This window comes from Gordonia sp. CPCC 205333 (assembly GCF_048537885.1).
In the GTDB taxonomy this organism is placed as follows: domain Bacteria; phylum Actinomycetota; class Actinomycetes; order Mycobacteriales; family Mycobacteriaceae; genus Gordonia.
Map to the genome: position 1 here is coordinate 1 of NZ_JBCLVI010000006.1, position 5,586 is coordinate 5,586.

Consider the following 5,586-nt stretch of genomic DNA (forward strand, 5'->3'; position numbering starts at 1 on the left):
TAGTTCGGCGGTGTCCTACTCTCCCACACTGGTTAGGGTGCAGTACCATTGGCGCTGGAGGGCTTAGCTTCCGGGTTCGGAATGGGGCCGGGCGTTTCCCCTCCGCTATAGCCGCCGAAACATTATGAAACTGTCCACCACCCCACACACATGCTGTGTTTGGGGTGTTGTGTGTTGTTTCAGAGTTGCATAGTGGATGCGAACCAAAAGTATTTGTTTGGTTATCGTTTATATTGTTGTGCTCACCAAAAAAATATTTGTGTGTGACACCCGCCATGAAGGTTGGGGTGTTGGTAAGTCCTCGGCCGATTAGTACCAGTCACCTAAACACCTTACGGTGCGTACAGTTCTGGCCTATCAACCCCATGGTCTGTGGGGGGCCTTAACCCCGCAAAAGGGGGGTGAGAAACCTCATCTTGGAACAGGCTTCCCGCTTAGATGCTTTCAGCGGTTATCCCTTCCGAACGTAGCTAACCAGCAGTGCACCTGGTGGTACAACTGGCACACCAGAGGTTCGTCCGTCCCGGTCCTCTCGTACTAGGGACAGGTTTCCTCAAGTTTCTTACGCGCGCGGCGGATAGAGACCGAACTGTCTCACGACGTTCTAAACCCAGCTCGCGTGCCGCTTTAATGGGCGAACAGCCCAACCCTTGGGACCTACTCCAGCCCCAGGATGCGACGAGCCGACATCGAGGTGCCAAACCATCCCGTCGATATGGACTCTTGGGGAAGATCAGCCTGTTATCCCCGGGGTACCTTTTATCCGTTGAGCGACACCGCTTCCACTTGCCGGTGCCGGATCACTAGTCCCGACTTTCGTCCCTGCTCGACATGTACGTCTCACAGTCAAGCTCCCTTGTGCACTTACACTCAACACCTGATTGCCAACCAGGCTGAGGGAACCTTTGGGCGCCTCCGTTACATTTTGGGAGGCAACCGCCCCAGTTAAACTACCCACCAGGCACTGTCCCTGAACCAGATCATGGTCCGAGGTTAGAAGTCCAATACGATCAGAGTGGTATTTCAACAACGACTCCACACACACTAGCGTGCATGCATCACAGTCTCCCACCTATCCTACACAAACCGAACCGAACACCAATACCAAGCTATAGTGAAGGTCCCGGGGTCTTTTCGTCCTGCCGCGCGTAACGAGCATCTTTACTCGTACTGCAATTTCGCCGAGTCTGTGGTTGAGACAGCAGAGAAGTCGTTACGCCATTCGTGCAGGTCGGAACTTACCCGACAAGGAATTTCGCTACCTTAGGATGGTTATAGTTACCACCGCCGTTTACTGGGGCTTAAATTCTCAGCTTCACCAACAATGTTGATTAACCGGTCCTCTTAACCTTCCAGCACCGGGCAGGCGTCAGTCCGTATACATCGTCTTACGACTTCGCACGGACCTGTGTTTTTAGTAAACAGTCGCTTCTCTCTGGTCTCTGCGACCACCCCCAGCTCAGACCGAAAAGATCATCACCAGAAATGGTCCCCCTTCTCCCGAAGTTACGGGGGCATTTTGCCGAGTTCCTTAACCACAGTTCTCTCGATCGCCTTAGTATTCTCTACCTGACCACCTGTGTCGGTTTGGGGTACGGGCCGTGTACCAACTCACTAGAGGCTTTTCTCGGCAGCATAGGATCATGGAATTCACCACTACGGTTACGCATCACCTCTCAGGATATATGTGCAACGGATTTACCTATCACACTCCCTACAGGCTTACACCAGTACAACCACTGACTGGCCCCACTACCTTCCTGCGTCACCCCATCGCTTACCTACTACAACCAAGGTCCCACGCAGCACCAATCACGCCTCCCGAAGGAGATCAGATCAGATTTGGGCAGTTAGTACAGTTGATTCAGCATTTGGCGCGGATACACGGGTACGGGAATATCAACCCGTTGTCCATCGACTACGCCTGTCGGCCTCGCCTTAGGTCCCGACTCACCCTGGGCGGATTAACCTGGCCCAGGAACCCTTGGTCATTCGGCGGACAAGTTTCTCACTTGTCTTTCGCTACTCATGCCTGCATTCTCACTCCCACACCCTCCACACCTAGCTCACGCCGATGCTTCCCTGGATGCAGGACGCTCCCCTACCCACCCACACACCTAGTCAACCATCCGCAAACAGAAGACAAGCTTAATATGTGAGTGCCGCGGCTTCGGCGGTGTACTTGAGCCCCGCTACATTGTCGGCGCAGGATCACTTGACCAGTGAGCTATTACGCACTCTTTCAAGGGTGGCTGCTTCTAAGCCAACCTCCTGGTTGTCTCTGTAATCCCACATCCTTTTCCACTTAGTACACGCTTAGGGGCCTTAGCCGGCGATCTGGGCTGTTTCCCTCTCGACTACGAACCTTATCGCCCGCAGTCTCACTGCCACACTCTCACACCCTGGCATTCGGAGTTTAGCTGACGTCAGTAACCTAGTAGGGCCCATCGGCCATCCAGTAGCTCTACCTCCAGAGTGAAACATGTGACGCTGCACCTAAATGCATTTCGGGGAGAACCAGCTATCACGGAGTTTGATTGGCCTTTCACCCCTACCCACAACTCATCCCCTCCATTTTCAACTGAAGTGGGTTCGGGCCTCCACGACGTCTTACCGTCGCTTCACCCTGGCCATGGGTAGATCACTCCGCTTCGGGTCCAGACCCAGCGACTACACGCCCTATTCAGACTCGCTTTCGCTACGGCTACCCCACACGGGTTAACCTTGCCACTGAGCACTGACTCGCAGGCTCATTCTTCAAAAGGCACGCCATCACCCACCATCCACTAAAGGATGCACAGGCTCTGACGGATTGTAAGCGTCCGGTTTCAGGTACTATTTCACTCCCCTCCCGGGGTACTTTTCACCTTTCCCTCACGGTACTAGTCCGCTATCGGTCACCAGGAAGTATTCAGGCTTACCGGGTGGTCCCGGCAGATTCACAGCAGATTCCACGAGCCCGCTGCTACTTGGGCATCACACAGGCAAGATCACACACTTTCAGCTACCGGACTCTCACCGTCTACGGCAGACCATCCCAGGCCACTTCACCTAGCGCATGATTTTCTCACTCACCTCCAGCACGGCAGCACTGAAAAGCATGACCCCACAACCCCACACACACAACCCCTGCCGAGTCTCACATGCGCATGGTTTAGCCATCCTCCGCTTTCGCTCGCCACTACTCACGGAATCACAATTGTTTTCTCTTCCTATGGGTACTGAGATGTTTCACTTCCCCACGTTCCCTCCACACAGGCTATACATTCACCCAGTGGTAACACCACATCACTGGTGCTGGGTTTCCCCATTCGGACACCCTCGGATCACAGCTCGGTTGACAGCTCCCCGAGGCTTATCGCAGCCTCCAACGTCCTTCATCGGCTCCTGGTACCAAGGCATCCACCGAACGCCCTTACACACTTACCCAACACCTACAAACAACCCCGCCCACCACAAAGACAGACAGAATCGAATGTAAACATCACCAAGCATGCACAAACAAAAAAAAATATAACACTTACAAACAAATAAAGATGCTCGCATCCACTATACAATTCTCAAACAACACACACCCACCAACCCCAACACCCACCACAACACATGGCAACCAGGCGGAAATCACTGGGCATACACTGAAACAACACCACAAAACAACAGTTTCGCGTGTTCCCTCAGAACCCCGATAGTGTGCAATAGCATCCCCACCTCACAGCAGAGAACAACCACCCACCCACCAACACTAGAGGCCGGCAGATATCAGTGACATGTTTGATGTTTCACCCATGAACACACACCCACCACAACCACATTCGAGTTGCACCTGGGAGTGTTGTGTGCTCCTTAGAAAGGAGGTGATCCAGCCGCACCTTCCGGTACGGCTACCTTGTTACGACTTCGTCCCAATCGCCGATCCCACCTTCGACAGCTCCCTCCCACAAGGGGTTAGGCCACCGGCTTCGGGTGTTACCGACTTTCATGACGTGACGGGCGGTGTGTACAAGGCCCGGGAACGTATTCACCGCAGCGTTGCTGATCTGCGATTACTAGCGACTCCGACTTCATGGGGTCGAGTTGCAGACCCCAATCCGAACTGAGACGCGCTTTAAGGGATTCGCTCCACCTCACGGTCTCGCAGCCCTCTGTACGCGCCATTGTAGCATGTGTGAAGCCCTGGACATAAGGGGCATGATGACTTGACGTCGTCCCCACCTTCCTCCGAGTTGACCCCGGCAGTCTCCTGCAAGTCCCCGGCATAACCCGCTGGCAATACAGGACAAGGGTTGCGCTCGTTGCGGGACTTAACCCAACATCTCACGACACGAGCTGACGACAGCCATGCACCACCTGTACACCAACCACAAGGGGGGCTATATCTCTACAGCTTTCTAGTGTATGTCAAACCCAGGTAAGGTTCTTCGCGTTGCATCGAATTAATCCACATGCTCCGCCGCTTGTGCGGGCCCCCGTCAATTCCTTTGAGTTTTAGCCTTGCGGCCGTACTCCCCAGGCGGGGTACTTAATGCGTTAGCTACGGCACGGATCCCGTGAAAAGGAACCCACACCTAGTACCCACCGTTTACGGCGTGGACTACCAGGGTATCTAATCCTGTTCGCTACCCACGCTTTCGCTCCTCAGCGTCAGTTACTACCCAGAGACCCGCCTTCGCCACCGGTGTTCCTCCTGATATCTGCGCATTTCACCGCTACACCAGGAATTCCAGTCTCCCCTGTAGTACTCAAGTCTGCCCGTATCGCCTGCACGCCTACAGTTAAGCTGCAGAATTTCACAGACGACGTGACAAACCGCCTACGAGCTCTTTACGCCCAGTAATTCCGGACAACGCTCGCACCCTACGTATTACCGCGGCTGCTGGCACGTAGTTGGCCGGTGCTTCTTCTCCAGGTACCGTCACAAAAGCTTCGTCCCTGGCGAAAGAGGTTTACAACCCGAAGGCCGTCATCCCTCACGCGGCGTCGCTGCATCAGGCTTGCGCCCATTGTGCAATATTCCCCACTGCTGCCTCCCGTAGGAGTCTGGGCCGTGTCTCAGTCCCAGTGTGGCCGATCACCCTCTCAGGTCGGCTACCCGTCGTCGCCTTGGTAGGCCATTACCCCACCAACAAGCTGATAGGCCGCGGGCCCATCCCAAACCGCACAAGGCTTTCCACCACACCACATGCATGGCATGGTCATATCCGGTATTAGACCCAGTTTCCCAGGCTTATCCCGAAGTTCAGGGCAGATCACCCACGTGTTACTCACCCGTTCGCCACTCGAGTACCCCCAAAGGGGCCTTTCCGTTCGACTTGCATGTGTTAAGCACGCCGCCAGCGTTCGTCCTGAGCCAGGATCAAACTCTCCATGAAAAAACATCAAAACCCAAAAGGATTTCAAAAAAACATTCAGAAGAGAAAAAACCCCAACCAAATCCAAAAACAAGCATCCATCAAAAAATCTTCAAAAAAAGACTCAAACAGACACCAAAAAATCGAGCACCCACCAAAAAACAGCAGACACCCAAAAAAAAATTGGCATCAAACAATCCATCACACACTATCGAGTTCTCAAAGAACACACACCCAC

General features: G+C 53.8%; 1 protein-coding gene and 3 rRNA genes. 1 reads left to right on the forward strand and 3 read right to left on the reverse strand.

Going from position 1 to position 5,586, the window contains the following annotated elements; all coding sequences use genetic code 11:
- Positions 1 to 2: 2 nt before the first annotated feature.
- From rrf to AAFP29_RS21185, 3 genes are all read right to left on the reverse strand, one after another.
- Positions 3 to 119, reverse strand: a 5S ribosomal RNA gene (rrf, locus tag AAFP29_RS21175).
- A 170-nt stretch (positions 120 to 289) separates the two neighbouring features.
- Positions 290 to 3,429, reverse strand: a 23S ribosomal RNA gene (locus AAFP29_RS21180).
- A gap of 418 nt (positions 3,430 to 3,847) precedes the next feature.
- A 16S ribosomal RNA gene (locus tag AAFP29_RS21185) occupies positions 3,848 to 5,369 on the reverse strand.
- Together the 16S, 23S and 5S rRNA genes form the textbook arrangement of a ribosomal RNA operon.
- Between AAFP29_RS21185 and AAFP29_RS21190 the strand changes: the two genes are divergently transcribed.
- On the forward strand, positions 5,365 to 5,586 hold a 222-nt coding region (locus AAFP29_RS21190), incomplete at its 3' end, for a hypothetical protein (protein ID WP_419219427.1). The two genes, AAFP29_RS21185 and AAFP29_RS21190, sit on opposite strands and share 5 nt — an antisense overlap.